Source organism: Pseudomonas sp. Tav-5-1A, from assembly GCF_055755055.1.
In genome coordinates this window covers 1,937,636-1,961,670 of the sequence record NZ_CM146901.1, presented here as the reverse complement: position 1 = coordinate 1,961,670, position 24,035 = coordinate 1,937,636, and the positions used below count along the sequence as shown (strand labels likewise).

The window sequence follows — 24,035 nt, the reverse complement described above, 5'->3', positions numbered from 1 at the left end:
AGGCCATGGGTCAAACTTACGCCTGGGGTGCCGCGGGTTGAAATTCATTGGGGTGGTAGCGGATATCATTGGGATTGATATTGAGCGACCTCACCGTAGCAGCGGCCGCAGGCCGCGTCACGCACGCCGCGCACCGCCGCATACCTTGCGGACCGCAGACGCAGCCTTCGGCAGCTGCTACGCAAGTACCCTGTAGCACCGGCCGCCAGGCCGGGTCAGCCCCCCCCGGCCGCCCTTGCTGCATCCGGTAACATTTCCGGACCGATGTAGGGGTTGTCCTCCTTGCCAGGTATTCCTATTCTCCCGCTCCACATCCAACGGCCCCCAATCCCGCAGGTCTGCGCAGCTGCGTACACAACAACCTATGGAAATGGACAAACATGACCGAGACCAATCCGGAGACGGTGCAACGCCTTCTCATGGAACGGCAGGATGTATGGATACACCTGCCAGCAAAAACTTCGGTGTTTCGCATCACCAGCCACCCAACGCCCATTTTCTACAACCGCCGCTCGATCTCGAGGTACAGCGACCCCTTCCAGGAGGTAGGGGTTTGCTACGTCGCGGGCAGCCCGGAAGTTGCCATTGCCGAGACTTTCCAGCACGGCCGGAATGGGCTTGGCTCTCCCGTGCTCGTAGCCGAAATCAGCAGCGCGTCACTTCACCAGCTGGAAACGGCTCGGACCCTGCGGCTTGTTGATGTGCAGCGCCTGTGTAGCTACCTCGGGGGCAAATTGGGCGCTATCTGCGAAGGCAGGGGGCAAGGCGGGTCAGGATATCGGCTCACCCAACAGCTCAGCGGTGCCTGCATGAGAAGCGGCGTTGACGCGGATGGCCTTGTGTACAGCTCGGTAGCCTTTGGCCGGGCCCTATCGATGGAGGGCCATAATGTGGTGCTGTTCGAAGGGCGCGGCACCCAGTTGCTAGCCCTCGACGCATCACCTGTTGAGACTGTCATGCTATCCGGGGACACTACAGCGCTTGAGCTTTACTTCAGCTCAAAGTGCTTGTGGTGTAGCCAAGCAACCTCAACGGCTGCCGGTTACTTCCCCATCTCCAACCGGTTACGGAAGTCGCGCAGAATGATGTCAAACGCCGCCTCATGCTCCAGCAGCAGGTAACGAGGCTGCCAGTTTGCCGGCTTCCCTGGCTCAGAGAAATCCATCGGCTGGGCCAGGAACAAGACCAACACATTGACCAGCGTTTCATCCGCCGGGTCTATGCCCAGCTGTTTGATCAACTGGCCAATCACTGGCGTTTCCCTGCCGTTGCGGAATTGGAAATCGGGGTAGTAGCGGCGACGGTTGTGAGTGTAGGCGACCACGCTGCCCGTCCGGGTTTTCTTGCTCAGCGCCTGCTTGGTGACCCCAAGAATGGCGCACACATCGCTGGCTTCCAAGGCGTCGTAGGCCTTCTGGAAACCTTGCAGGGCATCGGCTTTCATCTGTGCCAGGGCGATTTCATTACGGGCCTGGATGCTCATTGGCCGGGCAGGCTTCTTGAGGACCACCGCAACCGCCTTTTCACCCTTGAGCTTCGCCGCTGCAATAACCGCTGATTCGGGAATGGCGAGGATCAGCGCCTCAAATTCCTTCAGCAGCGCCGCCTTGGCCGCTTCAAACGAAGGGTTCAACGGGGTGGGGTGGACGTTCATGGCAGGTTTCCCAGGATTCAAGAAGCAGTGAATGAAGGCTAAGCCTACAAAAAACAACTGTCAACTTGTAAACCTGACTACCTGTCACCCATAAAGTAAGCAAAAATGTCTACCTCCGCCACCCATAAAGCTCAAACGCCAGGCACGACAAATCCCCCACAATGCTTATGCACTTGGGAGAAAAAGAATTCAAATACTGGAAGAGAAAATGGCAGGGGCGGCTGGATTCGAACCAACGCATGGCAGGATCAAAACCTGCTGCCTTACCGCTTGGCGACGCCCCTGTAGGTGTTGCGACGAGCATGTTGCTTAGTGCTCGTTGGGTATGGCGCGCAATTTACCAGCAAAATATCGATCTGTGAAGCCCTAGTGTGAAATTTTTTCTTTAAAAACAGCTGCTTGCCCTCTCGAAAGGCCGCAAGGCGGCGCCGGGCCCCGTTTTCCCTGCGGATTGCGGGGGCCAGCGCCGGCGGTGTCAGGCCTTGAAGAATGCCAGCAGGTCCTGGTTGATCACATCGGCATGGGTGGTGCACATGCCATGCGGATAGCCCTTGTAGACCTTCAACGCGCCACGGCTCAGCAGTTTGATTGACAGCTCGGCCGAGTCGGCGATGGGCACTATCTGGTCGTCGTCGCCGTGCAGCACCAGCACCGGCACGCTGATCTGCTTGAGGTCTTCGGTGAAGTCGGTTTCCGAGAAGGCCTTGATGCAGTCGTAGTGGGCCTTGGTGCCGCCCATCATGCCCTGGCGCCACCAATTGTCCTTGACCCCTTCCGAGACGTCGGCGCCCTCACGGTTGTAGCCGTAGAACGGCACCGGCACTTCCTTGTAGAACTGCGCGCGGTTGGCGGCCAGGGCGCTGCGGAAGCCGTCGAACACCTCGATGGGCAGGCCGCCGGGGTTGCTCGTCGACTTGACCATGATGGGCGGCACGGCGCCGATCAGCACCGCCTTGGCCACCCTGCCCGCCCCGTGCCGGGCCACATAGCGCGCCACCTCGCCACCGCCGGTGGAGTGGCCGACGTGGATGGCGTTCTTCAGGTCCAGGTGCGCCACCAGTTGGGCGACGTCGCTGGCGTAGGTGTCCATGTCATTGCCGGTGGCGGTCTGGGTGGAACGGCCGTGGCCGCGGCGGTCGTGGGCGATGACGCGGAAGCCCTGGTGCAGGAAGAACAGCATCTGCGCGTCCCAATCGTCGGCGCTCAGCGGCCAGCCGTGGTGGAACACGATGGGTTGGCCGGTGCCCCAGTCCTTGTAGAACAGCTGGGTGCCGTCTTTGAGGGTAAACAGAGCCATGTGTCACCTCCAGTGTGCGGAAAGCATGCGCACGCTGCGCAGGCCGAACAGGGAGGTTAGATGGTGGAAGGCGGGGCGATGGTGCCGCTCGTCGTCGGGCACCGCAAAGCAAACCCCCCGCTTTCGCGGGGGTTCTGGTGAATCAACGCAGGAACTTCACATCCGACGGCGAATCGATGTCGAGCTTCTGCACGGTGTCGCCGAGCTTGCCGGTGGCCGGGTCACGCTTGACCACCACGATCTGGTTGCTCTTCTGGTTGGCGATCACCACGAACTTGCCGCTCGGGTCGATGGTGAATTCACGCGGCTCGATACCTTCCACGGAGCGACGCTGTACTTCCTTCAGCTCGCCGCTGGCCTTGTCGATGCTGAACACCAGCAGCTCGCTGGCCTGGCCACGGTTGGTGACGTAGAAGAACTTGCCATCGGCCGAGAAGTGCAGCGCGGCGGTGGCCTTGTGGGCGGCATCGGCGTCGGCAGCAGCCAGGTTGACGGCCTGCTTCTGCACCAGGTTGCCGGCCTTGACGTCGAACACAAACACCTGGCCGCTCATTTCGGTGGTCAGGTAGGCGTGCTTGCCGTCGGCACTGAACAACAGGTGGCGCGGGCCGCTGCCTGCTGGCAGTTGCACCGAGGCTGGCGAGGCGGCAGTCAGCGGCTTGGCCTTGTTGGCGGCGTCATAGTGGTAGACGAACACCTTGTCGGCGCCCAGGTCCTGGACGTAGACGAAACGGCCGTCGGGGCTGGAGACCACCGAGTGCACGTGGTCGCTGGCCTGGCGCTCGGCAACCACCTTGGAGGCTGCGTCGTGGCTTTCCTGCTGCACCAGTTGGCTCAGGGTGCCATCGGCGCCCACGCCGAACACCGACAGGCTGCCGTTAGGGTCCGGGTGCACCGAGTAGTTGGCCACGAACAGGTGCTTCTCACCCTTGGCCAGGCTGGAGAACGTCGGGTCTTCACCCTTGGTCTCGACCTGGTTGATCAGGGTCAGGTCATGGGTCTTGGGGTCGATCTTGAAGCTGCTGACCTTGCCGACTTTATCGTGGGCCGAGTCAGGGCCGTTTTCGTTCACGGCGAACAGGTGCTTCTGGTCCTTGCTGATGGTCAGCCAGGACGGGTTCTCGGCCTTGGTCACGGCCAGCGGCTTGGCGCTGAGCTGGCCGGTGGCGCTGTCGAAGTGGTAGCGATAGATACCTTCGCTGGTGTTGTTGGTGTAGGTGCCCACCAACAGGTCGTAGCCGCTGGCGGCCATGACGTGGGACGAGAGCACACTGATTCCGCTGGCGAGCAGCAGGGGCAGGAGATGGCGTTTCATTGTAGTTTTATCCTCGACGGGTCCTGATCAAAAGACCCCGGTCATATTCAGAAGTTGGACGCCAGGAACGCTTATTCCTGTTCGTCATCCTCATCCGTTGCAGAGAAACCACTGAGGCAGACTAGTTGATAGTTGCCGGTGTCGTTGCTGATTTCCCAGGACTGTTGTGCATCGTCGAAGCGCGCCGCCGCCAGTTGCTCGGCGGTGAAGCGCCAGCGCTTGAGCTCGCGCCCATCCATGCATTCGATACGCAGTTCGCCCGCGTCCAGGACAAAATCAAAGGCATGCAGATCATTGATCAGCAGCATGCCGCTTGTTTCTAGTTGTTCTTTAAGGCCGGTCATGACCATCTTTCATAAAGGGGGTGGAGAGGCATCCATGATATGCCAAATCGGCCAATTTGAAACCGGTTTCCGCTTCAAACTGTCGCACCTCCATGCCTGAAAACGCCGCGACCCTACGACGCAAAACCCCGTAGCCGCTGCCGCCAGGCTGCGCTGGCCCCTGAGTACACTGGAGATCTCCAGCGGGGCATGGGGCCAGCGCAGCCTGCGGCAGCGGCTACGGGGTTGTTGCGGGTTGTCGAGTTTATGTCACAAGGCGTCGCGGCTGGGGGCGCCGTCTACCAGGCGGGTGAGGCCCAGGGGGTTGGCGTTGCGCAGCGCCTCGGGCAGTAGCTCGTCGGGGTAGTTCTGGAAGCACACTGGGCGCAGGAAGCGGTCGATGGCCAGGGTACCTACCGAGGTGCCGCGCGAGTCCGAGGTGGCCGGGTACGGCCCGCCGTGGACCATGGCTTCACAAACCTCGACGCCGGTAGGGTAGCCATTGAGCAGGATGCGCCCGACCTTCTGTTCCAGCAGCGCGGTCAGCTCGGCGTGGTGGCGGAAGTCGGCCGGCTCGCCAATCAGCGTGGCGGTCAGCTGGCCGTGCAAGGCCTCGAGCGCGGCGTTGAGCTGGTACTGATCCGCGACCTCGACCAGCACGGTGGTAGGCCCGAACACCTCTTCCTGCAGCACTTCATCGCCATCCAGCAGCAACTGCACATCGGCCTGGAACAGCTGCGGCTGGGCTTGGGCGCCCTGCTGGGTGCTGCCGGCCAGGTGGCGAATGCCGGGGTGGGCGTGCAGCGCCTCCAGGCCCTTGGCGTAGCTGCGCAGGGTGCCGGCGTTGAGCATGGTCTGCGCTGGTTGCGCCCCCATGGCGGCGGCCAGTTGCTGGACGAACACGCTGAAACCCGGCGAGCGCAGGCCAATCACCAGCCCGGGGTTGGTACAGAATTGGCCACAGCCCTGCACCACCGAGGCGGTCAGCTCGCGGGCCACGGTTTCCCCGCGCAGTTCCAGGGCCTGCGGCAGCAGGATCACCGGGTTGATGCTCGACATTTCGGCGAACACCGGGATCGGCTGCGGCCGCGCCGCCGCCATGTCGCACAAGGCCCGGCCGCCCTTCAACGAACCGGTGAAGCCCACGGCCTGGATGGCTGGGTGCTTGACCAGCGCCTCCCCTACCCCGACGCCGTAGATCATGTTGAACACACCAGCAGGCATCTCGGTGCGCTCGGCGGCACGGATGATCGCGTCCGCCACCCGTTCGGCGGTGGCCATGTGGCCGCTGTGGGCCTTGAACACCACCGGGCAGCCGGCGGCCAGGGCGGCGGCGGTGTCACCGCCAGCAGTGGAGAATGCCAGCGGGAAGTTGCTGGCGCCGAACACCGCCACCGGGCCGACGCCGATGCGGTACTGGCGCAGGTCCGGGCGCGGCAGCGGGGTGCGCTCGGGCAGCGCGCGGTCGATGCGCGCGCCGTAGAAATCGCCACGGCGCAACACCTTGGCAAACAGACGCATCTGCCCGCTGGTGCGGCCGCGCTCGCCCTGGATGCGCGCCGCCGGCAAGGCGGTTTCCTGGGTGACCAGGGCGACGAAGTCATCGCCCAGCGCGTCCAGCTCATCGGCAATTGCTTCCAGGAACTGCGCGCGCCGCTCGCTGCTCAGGCGCCGGTACAGCGGGTACGCCTGCCGGGCCGCACGGGCGGCGGCGTCGACTTCTTCCGGGGTGGCCTGGTGAAAGTCGAACGGCAGTTCGGCGCCGGTGCTGGCGTCGACGCTCTTGACCACTACCGTGCCCTGGGCGCTGCGGCGCCCGCCAATGTAGTTATGACCACGAATCATGGAACCTCCTCAAAGCTTGCCGATGCTGCCGGGGGCGAACGCCGCCTCGCCACGGCCGACACGGTTGTTCAGCGGCGCGCCGAACTCGTCCAGGCTGATCTCGAAACGGTCGCCCAGCTGGGTGCTGATGCCGTCGGCGAACGACAGCGTCGCGGTGCCGAAGAAATGGATGTGCACATCGCCCGGGCGCAGGAACTGCGCGTACTTGAAGTGGTGATACTCCAGGTTGTCGAAGCTGTGGCACATGTTGCCTTCGCCGCTGAGGAACTCTTTTTCCCACAGCAGCTTGCCGTCGCGCCAGATGCGGCTGGTGCCCGCCAGGTGCGTGGGCAGCTCGCCCACGCGCAATTCCGGGCCGTAGGAGCAGTGGCGCAATTTAGAGTGCGCCAGGTACAGGTAGTTCTTGCGCTCCATCACGTGGTCGGAGAACTCGTTGCCCAGGGCGAAGCCCAGGCGGTACGGCTTGCCGTCGCGGCCGATGACGTACATCCCGCCCAGCTCCGGCTCTTCGCCGGCGTCTTCGGCGAACGGTGGCACCGGGAACTCGCCACCGGGGCGCACGACGATGCTGCCATCGCCCTTGTAGAACCATTCCGGCTGCACCCCGGCCTGCCCCGCCGCCGGCTTGCCGCCATCCAGGCCCCACTTGAAGATTTTCATGCTGTCGGTGACCGCCGCTTCCTCGCCCACCTGCTGGTGCATCTTGTCGCGGGTGGCGGCGCTGCCCAGGTGGGTCAGGCCGGTGCCGGTGATCAGCATGTGCGCCGGGTCCGGGTGGTCCAGCGGCGGCAGGATGCGGCCCTCGTCCAGCAGTTGCAGGTAATCGTGGTGCTGGCCCAGGCCCAGGTCATCGACATGGCGCGCCAGGCCAATGCCGGCCTCGATGGCCGCCAGGGCCAGTTCGCGCACGCTGTTGGCGCCGCGCACTTCGTGCACGCGGTCGCTGTCCACCAGGCCCACGCGGCGCTGGCCATCAATCAATTGGAATTGCACTAGACGCATGGTTGCTGCTCCCTTTTGTTGTCAGGTACGTGCGCTGGGTTGCGCGCTGCGGGCACTGGCGGCGAACTGCTCGGCTGGCAGCGCGTGGCGGCGCTCCAGCAGGCGGTAGACCACCGCGGTCAGCAGCAGGCCGAACAGCATCACGCCAGTAAGGAAATACAGGCCGCTGGCCAGGTTGCCGGTGTACTCCTTGAGCGCACCGATCACGAACGGGCCGATGTAGCCGCCCAGGTTGCCCACCGAGTTGATCAGGGCAATGCCGGCGGCCGCGCTGGCGCCGGCGAAGAAGCGCCCCGGCAGGGTCCAGAACACCGCCGTGCAGGAGAACAGCGAGAACGCCACCAGGCTCAGGGCCGCCAGTTGCAGCACCGGCACGCTAAGCCAGGCGCTGAAGAACAGGCCGGCGGCGCCCAGCACGTAGAGCACGGCCAGGTGGCCGTAGCGGTCGTTGAGGCGGTCGGAGCTGCGCGGCACGATCAGCAGGCCGACGATGCCGAAGATGTATGGCACCGACGAGACGAAGCCGGTCACCAGGTCGCTGCCGCCGAACTGCTTGATCAGCGTCGGCAGCCACAGGCCCAGGCCATAGATGCTCAGGGTCACCGGCAGGTAGAACAGCGCCAGCAACAACACGCGGAAATCCTTCAGGGCGTGCAGCGGGTTGCCGTGGCGGGTCTGGCCGTAGGTGTCGAGATCTTTCTGCAGCTCGGCGGCCAGCCAGCCCTTTTCCACCTCGGTCATCCACTTCACCTGCGCCGGGCCGTCGGGCAACCACTGCAGCACCGGCCAGGTGAGCAGGATGGCCGGCGTGCCGATGGCGATGAACAGCCACTGCCAGCCGTGCAGGCCCAGCACCCCGTCCATGCCCAGCAGGCCGCCGGACACGGGCCCGGTAATCATCATGGCGATGGGCTGCGAGAGGATGAACAGGCCGAGGATCTTGCCGCGGTGGCGCACCGGGAACCACTGGGTGATGTAGTACAGCACGCCAGGGAAGAAGCCCGCCTCCGCGGCGCCCAGCAGGAAGCGCATCACATAGAAGCTGTTGGGCCCCTGCACGAACGCCATGCCGATGGTGATGGCGCCCCAGGTGATCATGATGCGCGCAAACCAGCGCCGCGCGCCGAAGCGGGTCAGCAGCAGGTTGCTGGGGATTTCCAGCAGGAAGTAGCCGATGAAAAACAGCCCGGCGCCCATGCCATAGGCGGCGTCGCCGATGCCCACGTCGCTGCCCATGTGCAGCTTGGCGAAGCCCACCGCCGAGCGGTCCACGTAGGCCACCAGGTACAGCAGGATCAGGAAGGGGATCAGCTTGAGGGTGATACGCCTGACCAGGCGCAGTTCTTCGCTCATGGCAACGGTCTCCAATTGTTCTTGTTATGGATGGGGATCGGCAGGCCGTCCTCCGTTGCGAACGACTATATAGTATTACTATTTAACGAACAACGACTTCACATGTTGGGATTTTAGGCCTATTTTAGCTATCAGCGCCGTCATTAAGTCTTACAATAAGAGAAGCCCCCATGTCTGAGAAGAAACCTGCACTGCGTTCGGCCCAATGGTTTGGCACCGCCGACAAGAACGGCTTCATGTACCGCAGCTGGATGAAGAACCAAGGCATCGCCGACCACCAGTTCCACGGCAAGCCGATCATCGGCATCTGCAACACCTGGTCCGAGCTGACGCCCTGCAACGCCCACTTCCGCACCATCGCCGAACACGTCAAGCGTGGCGTGCTGGAGGCCGGTGGCTTCCCGGTGGAGTTCCCGGTGTTCTCCAACGGCGAGTCCAACCTGCGCCCCACGGCCATGCTCACCCGCAACCTGGCGAGCATGGACGTGGAAGAGGCCATTCGCGGCAACCCCATCGACGGCGTGGTGCTGCTCACCGGCTGTGACAAGACCACCCCGGCCCTGCTGATGGGCGCCGCCAGCTGCGACGTGCCGGCCATCGTCGTCACCGGCGGGCCGATGCTCAACGGCAAGCACAAGGGCCGCGACATCGGCGCCGGCACCATCGTCTGGCAGATGCACGAATCGCTGAAGGCCGGGCAGATCAGCCTCGACGAATTCCTCTCCGCCGAGGCCGGCATGTCGCGCTCGGCGGGCACCTGCAACACCATGGGCACGGCCTCGACCATGGCCTGCATGGCCGAAGCCCTGGGCACCTCGCTGCCACACAACGCCGCCATTCCGGCGGTGGATTCACGCCGCTATGTGCTGGCGCACATGTCCGGCATGCGCGCCGTGGAGATGGTCAAGGAAGACCTGCGCCTGTCGAAGATCCTGACCCGCGAAGCCTTCGAAAACGCCATCCGCGTCAACGCCGCCATTGGCGGCTCCACCAACGCCGTGATCCACCTGAAGGCCATCGCCGGGCGCATCGGCGTCGACCTGGAGCTGGACGACTGGACCCGCATCGGCCGCGGTACCCCGACCCTGGTGGACCTGCAACCGTCCGGGCGCTTCCTGATGGAAGAGTTCTACTACGCCGGCGGCCTGCCCGCGGTGCTGCGGCGCCTGGGCGAAAACCACCTGATCCCCAACCCCGAGGCCCTCACCGTCAACGGCAAGAGCCTGTGGGACAACGTGCGCAACTCGCCCATCTACGGCGACGACGAGGTAATCCGCGCCATCGACAACCCGCTGGTGGCCGACGGCGGCATCTGCGTGCTGCGCGGCAACCTGGCGCCGCTGGGCGCGGTGCTCAAGCCCTCTGCCGCCACCCCGGCGCTGATGAAACACCGTGGCCGCGCCGTGGTGTTCGAGAACTTCGACGAGTACAAGGCACGCATCAACGACCCGCAGCTGGACGTGGACGCCGACTCCATCCTGGTGATGAAAAACTGTGGCCCCAAGGGCTACCCGGGCATGGCCGAGGTCGGCAACATGGGCCTGCCGGCCAAACTGCTGGCCCAGGGCGTGACCGACATGGTGCGCATCTCGGACGCGCGCATGAGCGGCACCGCCTACGGCACCGTGGTGCTGCACGTGGCGCCGGAAGCGGCGGCCGGCGGCCCGTTGGCAGCGGTGCAGGAAGGCGACTACATCGAACTGGACTGCAGCACCGGGCGCCTGCACCTGGACATCAGCGACGCCGAACTGGCGGCGCGCCTGGCCGACTGGCAGGCACCGGCGCACAACCTGCTGGCCGGTGGCTACCGCCAGCTGTACGTGGACCATGTGATGCAGGCCGACCAGGGCTGCGATTTCGACTTCCTGGTAGGCTGCCGCGGCGCCGAAGTGCCCCGCCACTCCCATTGATTGGGCCCCGCTGGCATCTGAAAACGCCAACCGTGGGAGCGGGCTCTGCCCGCGAATTGAACCAACGCGGTCTGTCAGGCAATACGCGGGGTTCTTTTCGCGGGCAGAGCCCGCTCCCACGGTTGGGGGGGCATCGCCCAGCAATGCTATGATCGCGCCAACCATCGCTCAGGACCTCCCCACCCCCCATGGACTACCGCAAACCCTCCGACCGCAAGAGCATGCACGCGCGCATCGTGCAGGAAATCGGCATGCAGATCGTTTCCGGGCGGCTGAAGCCCGATGACAAGCTGCCCGCCGAGGCGCTGTTGTGCGAGGAATATGCGGTCAGCCGGCCGGTGCTGCGTGAGGCCACGCGGGTGCTGGTGGCCAAGGGGCTGGTGTATTCCAAGCCGCGGGTGGGTACGGTGGTGAAGGCGCGGCGCGAGTGGCACCTGCTGGACCCGGACGTGCTGCACTGGCTGATGCAGAGCAGCCCGCAGAACGAGTTCTTCGCGTTGCTGACCAGCGTGCGGGCGATCATCGAGCCGGCGGCAGCGGCCCTGGCGGCGCAGCACGCCACCGCCGAGGACGTGGCCTCGATTGCCGAGGCCTACCAGCGCATGGAAGCGGCGCCCACGCCGGAAGCCTTGCTGCAGCCGGACCTGGACTTCCACAGCCGCATTGCCGAGGCCACCCACAACGACCTGCTGGCGCACCTGTGCAACATGCTGGCGCTGGCGCTGCGCGAGGCGTTGAAGCATTCCAACCAGCGGCCCAACCTGCATGAACTGGCGATGCCACGGCACAAGGCGATCCTGACCGCCATCGAGAACCGCGATGCCCTGGCAGCGCGGCAGGCGACGCTGGTGCAGCTGGATGATGCGCGCAATGCGCTGGGGATGGTGTTGGGGTCGGAGTTGACTCTGTAACCTCCTGCCACCGCGTAACGCCCGGACGCAGCCTGCGGCAGCTGCTACGCGAGGTCCGTCGTAGCGGCCATCCGCCGCAGGCCGCGTCCCAGGCCGCGTCAGTGCGCGAATATCGACCCCCCCGCCTTGCCCGCCATCTTCTCCGGCTTGATCAGGAACCGCGCCAGCGCCGGCAACAGCCACAGCGCACCAAACATGTTCCACAGCAGCATGAACGTCAGCATCAGGCCCATGTCGGCCTGGAACTTGATGGCCGAGAAGATCCAGGTGCACACGCCGATCGCCAGGCACAGGCCGGTGAACAGCACCGCCTTGCCGGTGGATTTCAGCGTCTGGTAATAGGCTTCCTGCAGCGGCAGGCCCGCGCGCAGGAAGCTCTCCAGGCGGCTGTAGATGTAGATGCCGTAGTCCACGCCGATGCCCACGCCCAGCGCCACCACCGGCAGGGTCGCGACCTTGACGCCGATGCCCATGAACGCCATCAGCGCGTTGCCCAGCACCGAGGTCAGCACCAGCGGCAGCACGATGCACAGCGTCGCGGCGAAGGAGCGGAAGGTGATCAGGCACATCACCGCCACGCAGATGTACACCAGGATCAGGATGGTCAGCTCGGCCTGCTTGATCACCTCGTTGGTGGCCGCCTCGATACCGGCGTTGCCCGCCGCCAGCTGGAACTGCAGGCCGTCGCTGTCATGGCTGGCGGCGAACTGCTTGATTACCGCCACGGCGCGGTCGAGGGTCTCGGCCTTGTGGTCGTTGAGGAACACCAGCAGCGGCGCCAGCGAGCAATTGCCGTTGTACAGGCCATCGGCGCGGGCCACCGAGCTGTTGAGCACCTCGGGGTTGCGCGACAGGCTTTCCCACTTGAGGTTGCCCTCGTTCATGCCCTTGATCACCTGCTTGCTCACCGTGACCAGCGACACCGTCGACTGCACCCCGGCGGTGTTGTCCAGCTGCCACATCAGCTCGTCCATCGGCTGCATGGTCTCGTAGCGCGAGCAGCCTTCGGCGGCGGTCTGCACCATCACCACCAGCACGTCGGAGCTGGTGGCGTAGTGGTCGATGATGAACTGGTTGTCCTGGTTGTAGCGCGAGTCGGGGCGCAGCTCCGGGGCGCCCTGGTCGAGGTCGCCGATCTTCAGGTTGTGGCCGTACCACAGGCCGCCACCCAGGGCGACCAACGCCAGCGCGACCGACACCGGCGCCACTTTCGGGCTGGCAAAGTTCGACAGCGCGCGCCAGAACGGGTGCTCGCGCACCGCGTCCTTCTTGCTGCGTTCGATGGCGCGTTTGCTGATGCCCACGTAGGAAATCGCCACCGGCAGCAGGATCAGGTTGGTGAACACGATCACCGCCACGCCGATCGAGGCGCCGATGGCCAACTCGCGGATCACGCCGATGTCGATGATCAGCAGGGTGATGAAGCCCACGGCGTCGGCCAGGATCGCGATCATGCCCGGCAAAAACAGCTGGCGGAAGGTACGCCGCGCTGCGGTCAGGGCGTTGTCGGCGTCGCTGGACTGCAGGGCGATGCCGTTGATTTTCTGTACGCCGTGGGAGATGCCGATGGCGAAGATCAGGAATGGCACCAGCATCGAATACGGGTCCAGGCCGAAGCCGAAGGCGTGCATCAGCCCCAGCTGCCAGACCACTGCCACCAGCGTGGTGCTGAGCACGGCGATGGTGCTGCGCAGGCAGTTGGTGAAGAAATACAGCAGCACCAGGGTGATGACGAAGGCGACGCCGAAGAACATCACCACCATGATCAGCCCATCGATCAGGTCGCCGACCTTCTTGGCGAAGCCGACGATGTGCACCTTGACGTTGGGGTTCTGCGCCTGGAACTTGTCGCGGATCTTTTCCTCAAGGCTGTGGGAAAACTTTTGGTAGTCCAGGCTCAGCAGCTTGCCCTGGTCGTTGGGGTCGGGGTAGGACTCCAGCAGCGGGATCTCGACGATGCTCGACTTGAAGTCGTTGGCCACCAACCGCCCCACCTGGCCGGACTTGAGGATGTTGCTGCGCAGCAATTCGAGGCTGTCGGCCGAGCCGTTGTAGCTCTGCGGAATCACCTCGCCGCCGGCAAAGCCTTCCTCGGTGACCTCGGTCCAGCGCACGCTGGGGCTCCACAGCGACTTCATGCCCGAGCGGTCGACGCCGGGAATGTAGAACGCCTCGTCGTTGATCTGCCGCAGGGTCTCCATGTAGTCCTTGTTGAAGATATCGCCGTTCACCGCCTCCACCGAGATACGCACGGTGTTGCCCAGGTTGGCCAGGTCGTTGCGGTGCTCGAGCATGCGCTGGATGAACGGGTGCTTGAGCGGGATCATCTTCTCGAAGCTGGTGGAGGGGCGGATCTGCGTGGCTTGCCAGAACAGGAAGAGGCTGGCCAGCAGGCAGAGGATGATGACCGCGGGGCGGTTGTTGAAGATCAGGCGCTCAAGGAACGTGGCCTTGTCCTGGTGGTGGCTGCTCATGGAAATCTGCTCCCGGACGGTCATGGTTGGCCCACCTTCTGAAGGCTGGCCTGTTGCTGGCCGAGGTCGGCGCCGTTGGCCGCGGTGACCCGCACGCCGCCCTGCCCGGCCACCACCAGGGTGCCGCCGGCACCGCCGGTAACGGCCGACAGCGACAGGCGGTCGGGGCGGTTGAACAGGCTGAAGGTCTTGCCGTCATCCTTGCTGCGCAGCACCGTGCCGCTGTTGCCCACCAGCACCAGGGTGCCGTCGTCCAGGCGCGTGGCGCCCGACAGGGCGAACTCCAGCGGACCGCGCGGGCCTTGCAGGGGCACGTTGGCCCAGGTGTCGCCGAAATCGGTGGAGCGGAACAGGTTGCCGCGCAGGCCGTACACCAGCAGGGTCTGCGGTTCGCCGGTGGCCAGCAGGCCGAACAGCGAGCCCTCGTAGGGCCCCTGGACCTTTTCCCAGCTTTGCCCCCAGTCGCGGGAACGGAACAGGCTGCCCTGCTCGCCGACGATGAACAGGCCGGCGTCCTTCACCGCGCCGATGGCGTTGAAGTGGAACTGGTCGGGATTGTCGACGCGGTCGCTGACGTCCTGCCAGTGCTGGCCGCCGTCGGTGGTGGTGAGCAGCGCGCCGTAGGCGCCGATGGCGAAGCCGGTGCTGGTGTCCTTGAACCACAGGTCGAGCAGCGGTGCCTGGCGCTTGAGGTCTTCGAACTGCTTGGTCCAGGTGGCGCCGCCGTCGGCGGTGGCGAGGATCTGCGCGTCATGGCCCACGGCCCAGCCATGCTGGGGGTCGACGAAGAACACCGCCGTCAGCAGCTGGCGGCTGGGCACCTTGGCCTGGGCCCAGGTCACGCCCTGGTCATCGGAGTACAGCACGTGGCCGCGGTCGCCCACGGCCACCAGGCGCTTGCCGGCGCTGACCACGTCCAGCACCAGGCCGCGCACTGCCTTGGCCGACTCCACCGACCACACTTGTGCATCCGCGCTGGGGTCGGCAGCCCGGGCCATGCCCGCCATGCCGCCCACCCCCAGCCCCACGGCCATCGACAATGCCACCCATGGGCGCCACGCGCCCTTCCCTGTGGCGTGCTTGCCACCACGCCTGACCGGCTCGCTCATAGCGCACTCCCATTATTGTTATTTGACCAGCCTGGGTGGGGGTTGGCTGAAACCAGCACGCCAGAGCCCCGCGAAAGCTGGTCTATCCTAGCCAGCCCGGAAACGGGCTGACAACGCGCGCGGTGTGATCTTTCATTCGCCGGTGGCCCGCACGGCGCTTCCCCAACCCTAGCAGAAGGCCGCGCAGCTGCAGGCCAGAGCCTTGCCGGGCCAGGCGCCAGCCGCGGCGGGCCGGGCTGCGCAGGCAAGGCTGAATGTCGGGCCATCATCCGCCGTTATCGGGTACCTCTTTATCGGGTACCTATTTACCTCGTACCTATTTACCTCGTACCCATGCGCCGCAGCGCCGCCGGGCTGAAATCCGCTGCCGCAGGTATCGGCCGGCTGAAGTCCACGGTGCTGGCTTCCTCGTTGTCCAGGTGCTGCACGTGGTAGCGCCGCGCCTGCAGGTCATGGAACACGTCCAGCGCCGACCAGGTGGTGGGCAACTCGTAGAAGTTCTTCAGGTAGGCCATGGACACCCGCCACAGCTCGCCGCGGCCGTCGTACTGGTCCACCACCGCGGCTTGCCAGCTGTCTTCGTCCAGGTACAGCCGGCGCTTGGCGTACAAGTGCCGCGCGCCGGGCTTGAGGGTGCCCTCCACCACCCACACGCGGTGCAGCTCGTAGCGGGTGAACTCGGGGTTGAGGTGGCCGGGCTTGATCAGGTCGGCGTATTTCACCGAGCGCTGGCCCAGGCGGTAGTTGTTGTAGGGGATGTACAGCTCCTGCTTGCCCACCAGCCGCCAGTCGTAGCGGTCGGGTGAACCGTTGAACATGTCGGTGTCGTCGGCGGTGCGCAGGCCGTCGGCGCTGCTGATGGGCGTGTCGTAGGCCAGGCTCGGTGCACGCCGCACGCGGCGCTGGCCGGGGTTGTAGATCCAGGCCTGGCGCGGTTCGCGCACCTGGTCCAGGGGCTCGTGCACCAGCACCACGCCACCGGCCAGGCGCGCGGGGCTGCGGATCTGGTTCAGGTAGTAGAACAGCATGTTGTCATTGGTGTCTGCCGCAGGCTGCGGGTCGTAGAAGCGGAACAGGCCCTGCTGCTCGGCGACGATGGGCACGTAGCTGCCGTTGCGCTGCACCGCCACCTCGGCGGCGCGACGCTCCACGTAGATGCCACGGTAACGGGCAATGTGGTTCCACAGCGCCTCGACGCCGCTGGCCGGAATGGGGAACGGAATGCCACCCTGGGCACCGGTGAAGCCGTTGCCGTCCGGCGCCAGCACGGCGTTGGCGGCGTTGTGGCGGGTGTTGTCGTACAGCCACTGGGGCGCGGCGCCGGTGCGCCGGCTCACGTACACCGGCATGCGGAACGTGTCGGGATAGGTCTTGAACAGCGCCAGCTGGCCGGGGCTGAGGTGGTCACGGTACTGCGCCAGGTTGGCGGCAGTGATGGTGAACATCGGCTTGTCGGCGGGGAACGGGTCGACATGCGGGTGGCCGGAGCCGGGGTAGCCGGCAGGCGGGGTCACCAGGCCGCCGGTCCACGGCGGAATGGTGCCGGCGGCGTTGCCGGCCTTCTGCGCGCCCAGCGGGGTCAGGGTCACGCCCAGTTGCACGCCGCCCTGGGGGTCGGCCGCCAGCACCGGGGTGGCGAAACAGGCGAGCAGCACGGCCACGCCTGGCCATCTCGAAAATGTGAGCATGGTGGTTCTCCCTTAGAACGAGTACTTGACGTTGAAACCGATGTTGTCGCGGTCGCGCACGGCGTTTTTCTGCCCGCCGCCGTAGAACTCGGTGTATTGCAGCTCGGCTTCCAGGCTGTTCTGGTAGTTGGCCCGCAGCCCCGCCGAGTAGGCCTTGCGGCCCTCGATGAAGTTGCCGGTGAGGTGCGAGTTGCCGCTGAAGTCGTCCTTGTAGGTCAGGAACGGCGAGACGTTGACGCCGCCCACCAGGTTGTTCCAGGTGCCGATCACCATCAGCGTGGCGCCGTAGGCGTCCGGGGTAACTTGCGCGTCGCGACCGAAGCCGACGCTGTAGCCGGCGTTCGCGCGGCTGGCGTAGTAGCGGCGGCTGCCGTCGAAGGCGGTGTACTGCAGGCTGCTGCCGCGCAGGTGCTCGGACGCCACCTCGGCCACGGCGTTGATGCCATCGAAGCCCCAGCGCGGGCCGAAGCTGTAGAGCGTGCCGATGGAGGCATTGAACATCTGCACCCGCTCGCTGCTCTGCACCTCGTCGCCCAGGCGCACGTGCTTGCCGCCGATGTTCACCGTCTTGCCGTCGGCCAGCGGCCCGGCCTGGGCCAGCAGGTCGCCGACCAGGTCGCTGGTGGAGGCCATGCCGATGGGCATGTTGGGGCGGTAGGTGAATTCACCGAACAGCGCGGCTTCGCCCAAGCGGGTGTTGAAGCTTGCACCGAACATGCGGATGTCCTCGGCGAACTCGCGGCGGCCGCGCACCTGGTTGGCGACGTCGAGGGTGGCGACGCCGTTGGCGGCCTGGGTCAGGGCGGCGTTGTAGGCGGCGGCGACTTGCCCGGTGGGGTTGGCGGCAATCGCTGCCTGCAGCTGCTCGCGGGACATATCCATCTGCTGCGCCACCTGCTGCTGGATGGCCGGCGCCGAAGCGGCCTTGATCTGGGTCAGGTTCAGCCCCTTGTAGGCCCCCAGGTCGGCATGGATGGTCGGCTCCTTGCTGTGATAGTTGACGAAGTAGAAGCCGAACTCGGTGTTGTTCAACTGCTCGGCGATGTACCGAAATGCCACGCCGAACTGGCCGTCGTTGCGGGCATTGATGTCGGGGCCGATGCTGGCTGCCTTGAGGTTGCCGTAGCGGTCTATGCCCCCGCCGCCCTGCAGGCCACCAACGCCCAGCGCACTGAGCCCCTGGTACAGGCCGGTGACCGCGCGCAGCGCCGGTACTTCGGCGTAGGCGGTGTGGCCGCCCTTGGCGAACAGGTCGGTCTCGGCGAAGTAGGTGCCCACCGGGTCGATGGCGGTTTCCTTCCAGTTGAACTGGTAGAAGCTTTCCACGGACAGGTTGTCGGTGAGGCCGACGCTAAAGTTGATGGCCTCCACCGGCATCAGCACTTCCTTGAGCTCCGAGCCAGGCAGGCGGAACTTGGCGGCGTCGATGGGGTTGGTGGTGTTCACCCCGCCCCGGTAGAAAATGCCCTCGCCCCAGTTGAACACCTGCCGCCCCAGGCGCCCGGATACCGGCATGCCGGCCATGTCCCAGTCGCCGCGCACGTAGGCGTCGAGGATTTCCACGTTGCTGCCGGCGTGGTCGCGGGTGGCGCGGCTGAAATGGCGGTCATCAGGGAAATTCTGGCTGGGCTGGACCGGGTTGTTGTTGCGGTTGTAGTCGGTGTGGCCGTCCATGATGCGGCTGTCATAGAAGCCGCTGGCGCGCAGGAACAGCCCGTAGTTCCTGTAGGAGGTCTCCAGTTCACTGGTGAACTTGTAGACCGAGGAAACCAGCCCCGGGTCGAAGTTGCGATTGCCGTCGTTGGCGTTGATGTCGTCGTTGCCCTTGTCCCGCCCCTGGACGCGCCACAGCTGCCCGTAGGACAGGGTGGTGTCCAGCGAGCCACGCACTTCATCCTCTAGAAAGCTGAATTCCACGGCCTCGGCGGGCACGCAGGCCAGGAACGGCAAAAGCCCCGCCAAGGTGTAGCCGGCGCGTGCCGGTGCCAGGCTTGGGGGTACCGCGACTGCATGGTTACGCATGGTGATCTCCCTGAAAATCTTATTGTTTTCCGAACCCGCAGGGTCAATCCGTAGGACATTTCCCAAGGTATGAAAAAAAGGCGGGTGCTGACCGGCAGATGAAGGTCAGGGAGGCAGAGTGCCAAGGGTAACGAGGGAGCGATAGCGCTAATGCGCCGGGGAGCGGATTTTCAGGAATACCCTACGCAGCAGGGTAAAACCTCCTACAAATCCAGGGTTTTCCTGGCGGGAACAACGCGACGGGAAGGCCCGTGCCCCGTAGCAGCTGCCGCAGGCGGCGTCCGGGGCCAACGCGGGTGGCTGGAACAACGCGGTGCCTGGGGACGCGGCCTTTGGCCGCTGCTACGGGGGGGCTGCGTAGCAGCTGCCGCAGGCGGCGTCCGGGGCCAACGCGGTGGGGCTGGAAGAACGCGGTGCCTGGGGACGCGGCCTTTGGCCGCTGCTACGGGGGGTCTGCGTAGCAGCTGCCGCAGGCGGCGTCCGGGGCCAACGCGGTGTGGTTGGAAGAACGCGGTGCCTTTGGCCGCTGCTACGGGAGGGTGTATACCCCGGTGTTACTGGCCGTGCAGGCGGCCCAGGCCGGGTGGCACGCCGCCGGTGTCGGTGGCCTGCCAGGGGCCATCGAGGCTGGTGGCCCAGGTCCAGCCGCCGTTCCAGCGGTAGTAGGTGCGCTGGCGGTAGTAGGTGTCCGCCTGGCCTTCAAGCACGTACACGCCCAGTTTCGGCTCCCAGTGGCTGGCCCCGCCCGGTGGCGGCGCGAAGCTGGCCGAGGTGCGCGGCGCAGGCTTGCTGGCCGGGTTGCCAGGGGTGACCGGCAGGGGCCGGCCAGGCTGCGGCGCCGGGCGGGTCTGGGGCAGCGACGGGATGGTCGGGGCGCTGGGCTGCGGGTGTTGCACCGCACAGGCGCTCAGGCCCGCAATCAGGGTTAACAGGGAAACACGGGCAATGGCGTGCATGATCAGAGATCCGGGCTGTCGATGGTCAGGTTTTGCGGCGCGGTGGTGCTGCTGGCCAGGGGCTGGCTGCGGCCGACCCACTCGCCCTTGGTCGGCTGGCCGGCACGGGAGATGCGCGCGACAAGTTGGACCTCGGGAAAGTTCGACAGTTTCAGCTGCGGCATCATTGCATCGCCATCGGTAAGCTCGACGCTGGCCGGCAGGTCGGCCACGGTCAGGCGCTTCACCGCCAGCGGCATCGGCGGCCCGGAGGCGGCGCGGGCGAAGATGAACACGCTGTCGCCCGGCTGCACCTTGGTTTTCAGCTCGGCGCCCAGGTCGACGTGCACCTTGAGCAGCGCCGCGGCTTTTTCCACCGGTGCCGCCGCCACGCTGCCGCCCCCGGCGGTGATCTTGTCGGCGGCGCGCTGGATGCCACCCTGCAGGGCAGCGCGGGATGGATCGTCCGCCGGCAGCAGCACCAGCAGGCGCTGCCAGTAGTCCACGGCTTCCTGGTAACGCTGGCCCTCGAAGGCGGCGATGCCGCGCAGGCCCAGGCTGGTGACTTCCTTGGGGTCGGCCTTCAGCGCTTCATCGGTGAGCGCCTGGATCTCCGGCGACCACTTCTTGTTGCTGGCGAAATACTCGGCCTGGGCCAACTGGCCCAGCACTTCGGGCTCGCGCCCGGCCACCGCCAGGGTGTGCTGGAACAGCCGCGCCGCGTCCGCCGGACGGTTCTGCGACATGTAGGTACGGCCGAGGAAGAACAGCCCCTGGGCTGAATCCGGCTGCGCAGCCACCGCACGCTCCAGGCGCTGGGTCATCTGCTCCATGGACGTGGGCGGCGTGGCGAACTCGCGGGTCAGCTCCACCTTGTCGCTGGAGCCAAAATGCAGGTACAGGCCCAGGCCCAACGCCGGCACCAGCAGCGCTGCCAGCAGCGGCAGCGGCCGGCCCAGGCGCGACACGCGGGCGCCGTCGGCCCCCTCGGTGTCGGCCAGCAGCTCGCGGGCGGCCTCGGCGCGGCCGGCCTCCAGCTGTTCGGCAGTGAGCACGCCGTCGGCCTGTTGCGCCGAAAGTTCAGCGATGCGCTCCTGGTACAGGGCCACGTTCAGGGCGGTACGGTCTTCTTCCTGCTGGGCGCGACGGCCGCGCACCACGGGGATCAGCAAAAAACCCAGGGCCACCAGCAACAGCAGGCCCACGGCAAGCCAGAAATCAATCATGGGTGTTCTTTATCCAACAAGGTGGCGAGGCGCGCGCGCTCTTCGGGGGACAATTCGGGTTCAGCGTCGGTGCCGGTGGCACGGCGGCGGCGGACGATCAGCAGGATCACGCCCACGCCACCCACCAGCAACACGCCGGGGCCGAACCACAGCAGCCAGGTGCGGGCGGTGAGCGCCGGCTTGTAGCGCACGAACTCGCCGTAGCGGTCGACCATGAAGTCGATGATCTGCTGGTTGTCCTTGCCCTCGCCCAGCATGCGGAAGATCTCGCGGCGCAGATCGGCGGCGATGGGCGCGTTGGAGTCGGCGATGTCCTGGTTCTGGCACTTGGGGCAGCGCAGTTCCTGGGTCAACTCGCGGTAACGCTCACGCTCGGCGTCGTTGGCGAACTGGTAGGTGTCGATGGCCGCCTGGGCCACGCCCGCCAGGCCCAGCGCCAGGCCGGCGGCGGCGAGCCAGCGCTTCATGGCCGGGCCTCGTCGACCAGGCCCTGGTACTGGCTGGCCAGCTGCTCGCGCCACACGGTGTCGTCGATCACGCCCACGTGCTTGTAGCGGATCACGCCCTTGGCGTCGATGAGGAAGGTCTCCGGCGCGCCGTACACGCCCAGGTTCAGGCCCAGGCCGCCCTGCTCGTCGTTGATGTTGATCTGGTAGGGGTTGTGGAAGTCCTGCAGCCACTTCAGCGCGGCGGCGTTGTCATCCTTGTAGTTGACCCCGTAGATCACCACGCCCTGCTGGGCCAGCTTGGTCAGCACCGGGTGCTCGACCCGGCAGGAAATGCACCAGGTGCCCCAGACGTTGACGAGTGCCGGCTTGCCTTTCAGGTCAGCCTCGGTCAGCGGCTTGCCATCCTGTACCGATGGCAGCGCGAACGCCGGGAACGGCTTGCCGATCATGGCCGACGGCAGTTCCGAGGGGTCCAGGTACAGGCCGCGGTAGAGGAACACCGCCACCACGAGAAACAGTGCCAGGGGCACCAACAACATCCAGCGCTTCATGCGGCCGCTCCATCCAGACCCAATACATCACGCACCTTGGCGCGCACTTTCACCCGATACCGCCGGTCCATGGCCGCCAGCGCGCCACCCAGGGCGGTCAGCAGGCCGCCGAACCAGATCCAGCGCACGAACGGCTTGACGTGCACGCGCACCGCCCAGGCGCCGTTTTCCAGCGGTTCGCCCAGGGCCACGTAGAGGTCACGGGTGAACCCTGCGTCGATGCCGGCTTCGGTCATCATCGACTGCTGCACGGTGTACAGGCGTTTTTCCGGGTACAACACGGTCACGTCCTTGCCGTCCTTGCTGACGCGCAGGGTGCCGCGGTCAGAAGTGAAGTTAGGCCCGCGATAGTGCTGCGCGCCGTCGAAAATGAAGTGGTAGCCGGCCAGGTCCACGGCGTCGCCGGGCGCCATGCGCAGGTCGCGCTGGGCGCTGTGGCTGCTGGACAGCACCACGCCCAGGGCGCACACGGCAATGCCCAGGTGCGCCACGTGCATGCCCCAGTAGCTGCGGGTCAGGCTGCGGGCGCCATTGAGCAGGCCCTTGTGGCGGGTCTTGTCGAGCAGGTCACGCACGCCGGCCAGCAGCACCCAGGCGGCCAGGGCGAACACGGTGAGAATGGCCCAGTCGAAGTTGTCCACCAGCAGGCCGCCGATCGGCGCCAGCACCACGGCGCCGATCAGCACCGGGGGGAGCATGCCGCGCAGCCACTGCAGCGGCGTGTCCTTCCAGCGCACCAGCACGCCCACCGCCATCACCACCATGAGGATGGCCATCAGCGGCACGAACAGCGCGTTGAAGTACGGCGGCCCCACCGACAGCTTGGCGCCGCTGATGGCGTCGAGCACCAGCGGGTACAGGGTGCCCAACAAAATCATCGAGGCCGCCACCACCAGCACCAGGTTGTTGCCCAGCAGCAGCGTCTCGCGCGACCACAGGCCAAAGCCCACGTGGCTCTTGACCACCGGCGCACGCACCGCGAACAGGGTCAGCGAGCCGCCGACCACGCACAGCAGGAAGATCAGGATGAACACCCCGCGCGCCGGGTCCGAGGCGAAGGCATGCACCGAGGTCAGCACGCCGGAACGCACCAGGAAGGTCCCCAGCAGGCTCAGCGAGAACGCGGCGATGGCCAGCAGCACGGTCCAGCTCTTGAACACCCCGCGTTTCTCGGTGACCGCCAGCGAGTGAATCAGCGCGGTGCCCACCAGCCACGGCATGAACGAGGCGTTTTCCACCGGGTCCCAGAACCACCAGCCGCCCCAGCCCAATTCATAGTAGGCCCACCAGGAGCCCAGGGTGATGCCGAAGCCCAGGAAGCTCCAGGCAACGATGGTCCAGGGCCGCGACCAGCGCGCCCAGGCGGCGTCCAGGCGCCCGCCAAGCAAGGCGGCGATGGCGAAGGCGAAGGCCACCGAGAAGCCCACGTAGCCCATGTACAGCATGGGCGGGTGGATGATCAGGCCGGGGTCCTGCAGCAGCGGGTTGAGGTCGGCGCCGTTGGCCGGCACCTGCGGCAGGATGCGCGCGAACGGGTCGGAGGTGAGGATCAGGAACAGCAGGAAGCCGGTGCTGATCATGCCCATCACCGCCAGCACCCGCGCCAGCATCACCTGCGGCAACTGGCGCGAGAACACCGACACGGCGAAGGTCCAACCGCCGAGGATCAGCGCCCACAGCAGCAGCGAGCCTTCATGGGCGCCCCACACGGCGCTGAACTTGTAGTACCAGGGCAAGGCGCTGTTGGAGTTGTTGGCGACATAGCCGACGGAAAAGTCGTCGGTCATGAAGCTGTAGGTCAGGCTGCCAAAGGCAAAGGCCAGGAAAAAGAATTGCCCCCAGGCCGCCGGCTGGGCCAGGCCCATCCATTGACGGTCGCCGCGCCAGGCGCCGAACAGGGGGACGGTGGCCTGCACCAGGGCAAAGCACAGGGCCAAAATCATGGCCAGGTGGCCGAGTTCGGGAATCATG

The 24,035-nt window shown here is 65.8% G+C and carries 19 protein-coding genes and 1 tRNA gene; 3 read left to right on the top strand and 17 right to left on the bottom strand.

Features of this window, described 5'->3' with window-relative positions; all coding sequences use genetic code 11:
• Positions 1 to 380 precede the first annotated feature (380 nt).
• The gene (locus AC0J42_RS08885; RefSeq protein WP_473005878.1) at positions 381 to 1,121 is read left to right on the top strand and encodes an RES family NAD+ phosphorylase; all 741 of its coding nucleotides are present in this window, start codon (positions 381 to 383) and stop codon (positions 1,119 to 1,121) included.
• Here the strand turns inward: AC0J42_RS08885 and AC0J42_RS08880 are convergent.
• The 8 genes from AC0J42_RS08880 to AC0J42_RS08845 all read right to left on the bottom strand — a co-directional run bounded on the left by AC0J42_RS08880 (position 1,043) and on the right by AC0J42_RS08845 (position 8,789).
• Positions 1,043 to 1,654: a hypothetical protein gene (locus AC0J42_RS08880; RefSeq protein ID WP_416423187.1), complete on the bottom strand. Its 612-nt coding sequence runs from the start codon at positions 1,652 to 1,654 to the stop codon at positions 1,043 to 1,045. The two genes, AC0J42_RS08885 and AC0J42_RS08880, sit on opposite strands and share 79 nt — an antisense overlap.
• Positions 1,655 to 1,863: 209 nt before the next feature.
• Positions 1,864 to 1,938, bottom strand: a tRNA-Gln gene (locus AC0J42_RS08875).
• A 191-nt stretch (positions 1,939 to 2,129) separates the two neighbouring features.
• Positions 2,130 to 2,951, bottom strand: coding sequence for an alpha/beta fold hydrolase (locus AC0J42_RS08870; RefSeq protein ID WP_473005877.1), 822 nt, complete (start codon positions 2,949 to 2,951; stop codon positions 2,130 to 2,132).
• Positions 2,952 to 3,093: 142 nt separating this feature from the next.
• Positions 3,094 to 4,266, bottom strand: coding sequence for a lactonase family protein (locus AC0J42_RS08865; RefSeq protein WP_473005876.1), 1,173 nt, complete (start codon positions 4,264 to 4,266; stop codon positions 3,094 to 3,096).
• A 71-nt stretch (positions 4,267 to 4,337) separates the two neighbouring features.
• Positions 4,338 to 4,610 (bottom strand): DUF5629 family protein, encoded by a 273-nt coding sequence (locus AC0J42_RS08860; protein ID WP_416423184.1) that lies wholly within the window; start codon positions 4,608 to 4,610, stop codon positions 4,338 to 4,340.
• 249 nt (positions 4,611 to 4,859) lie between these two features.
• Positions 4,860 to 6,434 (bottom strand): aldehyde dehydrogenase (NADP(+)), encoded by a 1,575-nt coding sequence (locus AC0J42_RS08855; RefSeq protein ID WP_473005875.1) that lies wholly within the window; start codon positions 6,432 to 6,434, stop codon positions 4,860 to 4,862.
• A 9-nt stretch (positions 6,435 to 6,443) separates the two neighbouring features.
• Complete coding sequence (araD1, locus tag AC0J42_RS08850) at positions 6,444 to 7,436, bottom strand: AraD1 family protein (protein ID WP_416423182.1); 993 nt, start codon at positions 7,434 to 7,436, stop codon at positions 6,444 to 6,446.
• Positions 7,437 to 7,457: 21 nt separating this feature from the next.
• Complete coding sequence (locus AC0J42_RS08845) at positions 7,458 to 8,789, bottom strand: MFS transporter (RefSeq protein WP_473005874.1); 1,332 nt, start codon at positions 8,787 to 8,789, stop codon at positions 7,458 to 7,460.
• Between the two features lie 170 nt (positions 8,790 to 8,959).
• Between AC0J42_RS08845 and AC0J42_RS08840 the strand changes: the two genes are divergently transcribed.
• Both AC0J42_RS08840 and AC0J42_RS08835 read left to right on the top strand, forming a co-directional pair.
• The gene (locus AC0J42_RS08840; protein ID WP_473005873.1) at positions 8,960 to 10,699 is read left to right on the top strand and encodes an IlvD/Edd family dehydratase; all 1,740 of its coding nucleotides are present in this window, start codon (positions 8,960 to 8,962) and stop codon (positions 10,697 to 10,699) included.
• A 188-nt stretch (positions 10,700 to 10,887) separates the two neighbouring features.
• A complete protein-coding gene (locus tag AC0J42_RS08835; protein WP_416423179.1) occupies positions 10,888 to 11,610 on the top strand; it encodes a FadR/GntR family transcriptional regulator in 723 nt (240 codons plus the stop codon).
• 98 nt (positions 11,611 to 11,708) lie between these two features.
• Here the strand turns inward: AC0J42_RS08835 and AC0J42_RS08830 are convergent, their stop codons facing one another.
• From AC0J42_RS08830 to AC0J42_RS08790, 9 genes are all read right to left on the bottom strand, one after another.
• Positions 11,709 to 14,084 (bottom strand): efflux RND transporter permease subunit, encoded by a 2,376-nt coding sequence (locus AC0J42_RS08830; RefSeq protein ID WP_473006828.1) that lies wholly within the window; start codon positions 14,082 to 14,084, stop codon positions 11,709 to 11,711.
• A gap of 20 nt (positions 14,085 to 14,104) precedes the next feature.
• Positions 14,105 to 15,091: a WD40/YVTN/BNR-like repeat-containing protein gene (locus tag AC0J42_RS08825; RefSeq protein ID WP_473006827.1), complete on the bottom strand. Its 987-nt coding sequence runs from the start codon at positions 15,089 to 15,091 to the stop codon at positions 14,105 to 14,107.
• Positions 15,092 to 15,513: 422 nt separating this feature from the next.
• Complete coding sequence (locus AC0J42_RS08820; RefSeq protein ID WP_473005872.1) at positions 15,514 to 16,881, bottom strand: DUF1329 domain-containing protein; 1,368 nt, start codon at positions 16,879 to 16,881, stop codon at positions 15,514 to 15,516.
• A gap of 12 nt (positions 16,882 to 16,893) precedes the next feature.
• Positions 16,894 to 18,903 carry a DUF1302 domain-containing protein gene (locus AC0J42_RS08815; RefSeq protein WP_473005870.1) on the bottom strand — a complete coding sequence of 670 codons (2,010 nt, stop codon included), beginning with the start codon at positions 18,901 to 18,903 and terminating at the stop codon, positions 16,894 to 16,896.
• A 554-nt stretch (positions 18,904 to 19,457) separates the two neighbouring features.
• Positions 19,458 to 19,859: a hypothetical protein gene (locus AC0J42_RS08810; protein WP_473005869.1), complete on the bottom strand. Its 402-nt coding sequence runs from the start codon at positions 19,857 to 19,859 to the stop codon at positions 19,458 to 19,460.
• Between the two features lie 2 nt (positions 19,860 to 19,861).
• A complete protein-coding gene (ccmI, locus tag AC0J42_RS08805; protein WP_473005868.1) occupies positions 19,862 to 21,064 on the bottom strand; it encodes a c-type cytochrome biogenesis protein CcmI in 1,203 nt (400 codons plus the stop codon).
• Complete coding sequence (locus tag AC0J42_RS08800; protein ID WP_473005867.1) at positions 21,061 to 21,531, bottom strand: cytochrome c-type biogenesis protein; 471 nt, start codon at positions 21,529 to 21,531, stop codon at positions 21,061 to 21,063. Before AC0J42_RS08800 ends, ccmI begins: the two co-directional genes overlap by 4 nt.
• The gene (locus AC0J42_RS08795; protein ID WP_416423173.1) at positions 21,528 to 22,064 is read right to left on the bottom strand and encodes a DsbE family thiol:disulfide interchange protein; all 537 of its coding nucleotides are present in this window, start codon (positions 22,062 to 22,064) and stop codon (positions 21,528 to 21,530) included. The genes AC0J42_RS08800 and AC0J42_RS08795 overlap by 4 nt, the downstream gene beginning before the upstream one ends.
• Positions 22,061 to 24,034: a heme lyase CcmF/NrfE family subunit gene (locus AC0J42_RS08790; protein WP_473005866.1), complete on the bottom strand. Its 1,974-nt coding sequence runs from the start codon at positions 24,032 to 24,034 to the stop codon at positions 22,061 to 22,063. The genes AC0J42_RS08795 and AC0J42_RS08790 overlap by 4 nt, the downstream gene beginning before the upstream one ends.
• Position 24,035: the final 1 nt, after the last annotated feature.